5 protein-coding genes are annotated in these 4,535 nt (G+C 45.5%); 1 reads left to right on the top strand and 4 read right to left on the bottom strand.

What is annotated here, in order from left to right; genetic code table 11:
• From VN105_RS01580 to VN105_RS01565, 4 genes are all read right to left on the bottom strand, one after another.
• Window positions 1-252 (bottom strand): translation initiation factor (locus VN105_RS01580; protein WP_325637249.1); only part of this gene is annotated, 252 nt, incomplete at its 3' end.
• A 20-nt stretch (window positions 253-272) separates the two neighbouring features.
• A complete protein-coding gene (locus VN105_RS01575) occupies window positions 273-1,154 on the bottom strand; it encodes a diacylglycerol kinase family protein (RefSeq protein WP_325637247.1) in 882 nt (293 codons plus the stop codon).
• A 10-nt stretch (window positions 1,155-1,164) separates the two neighbouring features.
• On the bottom strand, window positions 1,165-2,016 hold the full coding sequence (gene nadC, locus VN105_RS01570) for a carboxylating nicotinate-nucleotide diphosphorylase (RefSeq protein WP_325637245.1): 852 nt from the start codon (window positions 2,014-2,016) through the stop codon (window positions 1,165-1,167).
• A 137-nt stretch (window positions 2,017-2,153) separates the two neighbouring features.
• A complete protein-coding gene (locus VN105_RS01565) occupies window positions 2,154-2,567 on the bottom strand; it encodes a DUF4783 domain-containing protein (protein WP_325637243.1) in 414 nt (137 codons plus the stop codon).
• A gap of 292 nt (window positions 2,568-2,859) precedes the next feature.
• On the opposite strand from VN105_RS01565, the gene gpmI reads away from it, so the two are divergent.
• Entirely contained in the window at window positions 2,860-4,383 is a 1,524-nt protein-coding gene (gpmI, locus tag VN105_RS01560) for a 2,3-bisphosphoglycerate-independent phosphoglycerate mutase (protein WP_325637241.1), read from the top strand.
• The last annotated feature ends 152 nt before the right edge of the window (window positions 4,384-4,535 follow it).

The raw sequence follows: 4,535 nt of genomic DNA, 5'->3' as shown, positions 1-4,535 counted from the left end.
CACGCTGCCGCCGGTGCCGCACTTTGTTTTGAGTTCCTTGCCAAGCTTCTCAAGATCTTCTTCTTTACCAACAAAACCGGTGATAAGAGTAACTACTTTACCGGCACGTTGTTTTTTATCTAATGTTACTCTCAATACCTGTTCTGCAGGAGCAAGCGTTACGGCTGCTTCTTCCTGTTCGGGTTCGAGTGAGAAGTTGGGATCGGTGGAATAAACAATTCCGTTGCCTGGTGTATTTTTCTTTTTCGACATCTCTCTAAAATATTTAAAGGTTATTCGTTGACCACTAAATTAATGGCGGCTGTTTGAATACGGATGCGTACCACGCCGTTTTCCGTGAGCGGTACGGCATCTCCATCTACCTGCAGGTATTGCAATGCGCTGCTGCTGATGGTAATATCTTTACCGGTATAATGTTTCAGGTATCTTGTTTGATCGATGTTGCCCATTAAGGAAAAAACGCTTACCGGTAACAGGCTCATAATGCCTACAGGCGGCATTACACAAAGATCCAACTGACCGTCGAAAACACTGGCTTTGGGGGCCAGTTTAAATTCATATCCAAACTGGTTGCCGTTAGCAACGGTCAGGAGAAAGGCTTTTGTTTGCAGCACTTCGCCATCTATTTCAATGCGGTATTCTGCCGGTTCGTAGGTATTAAAGCTTTTCAGCACCAACTTAGCGTAACCAGATAAACCCCGCTTCGTGTTATGCCGGAATTGTTCTGCAATAAGGGCATCAAAGCCAACTCCTGCATTGCTGAGGAAAAGGTGCTCGTTGGCATAACCTACATCGATGGCACGTTGCTTATTGGCTACAACAAGACTTAAAGCCTTATTTACATCCAGCGGGATTTTCAGCGCCCGTGCCAGGCCATTGCCACTTCCCAGAGGTAGTATAGCCATAGCGGTATTACTACCTACAAGTCCCTGTGCTATTTCATTGATAGAGCCATCACCGCCTACAGCTACTACTGTGTTTACCCCATTGTTCACGGCTTCCCGGGCAAGGTCTGCACCATGCCCCAGATACGCCAGGTAGGTAGTGCTCACCTCGTACTGATCAGCAGGAAAATGCCGGCGTATAGCACTCTCCAATCGTTTTTCACGGTCGGTGCCCGCTTTGCGGTTGATGATAAATAGAATCTTCTTCAAAAAAAATGTTTTATAATATAATCGCCTTCAGGCTCAGATCCAGGCTCACTGCGTGGTGTATAACAGCGCCCACAGAAATGTAATCCACTCCTGTTTTTGCATACGACTCAATGGTGTCCAGTGTAATACCACCAGAGGCTTCTGTTTCATAACGGCCATTGATCAGCGCCATGGCACTAACAATATCGGCAGGAGTAAAGTTGTCCAGCATGATCCTGTTTACCTGTCCTACCGCCAGCACTTCCTTCACATCTTCGAGGTTGCGTGTTTCCACTTCAATTGCAAGCGGCAGGTTATGCGCTTTCAGATAGGCCACGGTATTGGTAACCGCTGCCGTGATGCCACCGGAAAAATCGATGTGATTATCTTTCAGCATAACCATATCGTACAACCCCATCCGGTGGTTTACACCACCGCCAATACGAACAGCTTCTTTCTCCAGCATCCTGAAGTTGGGGGTGGTTTTACGGGTATCCAGTATCCGGGTATGATAACCTTTCAGTTTTTCCACGTACCGGTGTGTTAAGGTGGCAATACCACTCATCCGCTGCATACAGTTCAGCACCAGTCTTTCACCCATTAACAGGGTGTGCACGGCGGCCTCTACTTCAAAGGCTGTTTCTCCGGCCTTCATTGGGTCGCCGTCTTTCTTATGAGGCTTAAAAATGGTAAACATATCCAGCCACTTAAATATGGCTTCCGCTACTTCCATTCCGGCCAGGATACCATCTTCCTTAATTTTCAGCACCGCTTTACCTTTGGCGGTGGGGGGAATACAGGCCATCGTGGAGTGGTCACCGCTTCCGATATCTTCTGCGAGTGCGCTTCTGATAAACGCATTCAGCGCTGCTTCATCTAACATAATTGATTGTATTATCTGGTGTTCGCGCAAAGATCTCTGCTTTGTTTCTGAACGCGAAAGATAGGTCAAAAATAAAAAGTGCCCCGCAATAAATTGCGGGGCATCGTGGTTTTTCAACTAATTTATGTTAGCGTCTTTTATTTATTCTCAAATCTAAGCTCGTTCAGTACCATTGTTCCTCCTTTCTTTTGCAGGAAAAAAGAAACCCGGAAATTGCCGGCAGTGGTGGTCATATTACCGATGCCAAAACGGGAATTATCCCCTCCCTGGTGTACCAGTTCAAACGATTTAACCTGGTTTTTTGAAAAGAAATCCTTCAAAATGATTTCAGCCTGTGCCTTACTATAAGTATTGGATTTTCCGGCTATATTGATCTCTACATTATTATCGAGGTAACTGGCCAAACCGCTTACATCTCCTTTTTTAAGTGCCGCCACTACATCTTCGAACGGGCCCGCAACAGTAATTTCAATTGACCTGGCTGATAATTTTAATGTTGTAAAAGCACCTCCCAACAACATAATCCCCAGCACCATCAATAGCTTCTTCATTGTCAGTTTTTTTATTAAAAATGTGATTTTCTCCAACTCAAATTAAAAGCGAAAACTATGCCAAACACCCTGCAAATCAACAAAATCACATTATAGTAGTAGCGCTTAACCCGTAAACAATAACAGTAAGATAATATGTGTTTCATTTTGAATAATTATAATGCAGCATCTGTTGGAAAAGGCCGGAGTACTTATTTTTCCCGGAAGCTTTATTTTTGCAAAATATTTAAACCCTTTATAAGTACTTTCACCCTTTCGAGTGAATTTATATTAAACTATAACCAGATAGGATATGGAAAAGAAAAGAGCCATTCTCGTAATTATGGACGGATGGGGCGAAGGTAAAGTTCCTGCTGCCGATGCCATTGCACATGCAAAAACCCCCTTTGTAAGCAGTTTATACAAACAATACCCGCATAGTCACCTTATTACCTGCGGAGAAGCTGTTGGTCTTCCCGACGGGCAGATGGGCAACTCTGAGGTAGGTCACCTGAATATAGGCGCCGGCAGGATCGTATACCAGGAGCTGCAAAGAATTAATGTGGCCATCCGTGAAGGAGAACTTGCCCAAAACCAGATCCTTCTTGATACCCTGGTACATGCGAAAAACAATAATAAAGCACTGCACCTCATTGGCCTTGTTAGCGATGGGGGCGTTCACTCTCATATTGAGCACGTAAAAGCACTGACCACCATTGCCAAAGCACAGGGGGTGGAGAAAGTGTATATACACGCATTTACCGACGGCCGTGACACTGACCCCAAAAGCGGATTGGGATTCCTGGAAAATCTTTCGGCCCACCTGGAAAAAACAACCGGCAAAATTGCTTCGGTTACCGGGCGCTATTATGCCATGGACCGCGATAAGCGCTGGGAAAGGGTAAAGCTGGCCTATGATGCGCTGGTAAATGGTGTTGGTACGCCTACCCAGGATCTGCTTACAGCAGTGAAGGCATCTTACGCCGAAGGCGTTACCGATGAATTTATTAAACCCATCATCGTAACCGACGCACAGCACAAAGCCATTGCTACCATCCAGGACGGCGATGCCGTGCTTTGCTTCAACTTCCGTACAGACCGCTGCCGTGAAATAACGCAGGTACTTACCCAGGAAGCATTTCCGGATTTCGGCATGAAGCCCCTGGATCTTTACTATACTACCATGACGGAGTATGACCGTACTTATAAAAATGTACATGTCATCTTTGAAAACGATAACCTCAATATGACCCTGGGTGAAGTGCTTGAAAAAGACCATTGCACACAGATCCGTATTGCTGAAACTGAGAAATACCCCCATGTGTCTTTCTTCTTCTCCGGCGGACGGGAAAAAGAATTTGAAGGAGAACGCAGGCTGATGGCGGCATCTCCCAAGGTAGCCACCTACGACCTGAAACCGGAAATGAGCGCCAATGAACTGGCAGACCTCATTGTACCGGAACTGCAGGCAAAATCGGCCGACTTCATAGTACTCAACTTTGCCAATGCAGACATGGTGGGACATACCGGTGTTTTTGAAGCCGTAATTAAGGCTGTAGAAACCGTAGACCATTGCGTAGAACGCGTGGTTACCGCTGCGCTGGCAAGCGATTACACCGTTTTCCTGACAGCAGACCATGGTAACGCCGACTTCATGATCAATGCAGACGGCACTCCCAACACTGCCCACTCACTGAACCTCGTACCTTTCTTTATTATCAATAAAGATTTCCAGGGCCCTGTAAAAGATGGCAAACTAGGTGACATTGCACCTACCATCCTCCATTTCATGGGACTGGAAATTCCGAAAGAAATGACGGGGAACCTTCTTGTGTAACGTGTACGCTCGCCTTCGGCGAGGAAATTGTCTTGGAACACTGATTACGCTGATTTTTATGATTAGCTTGATTTTATAGTTTTGATTTTTATAGATTAAGGGAGATATAAGCGTAGTTTGATTTTTTAAAGATAAAGGGAGATAAAAGCGAA

Origin of the sequence: Chitinophaga sp., assembly GCF_035564935.1 — a bacterium.
GTDB lineage: Bacteria > Bacteroidota > Bacteroidia > Chitinophagales > Chitinophagaceae > Chitinophaga.
Note: the sequence above shows the minus strand (reverse complement) of the source record. Positions and strands in the feature narration are given on the sequence as shown.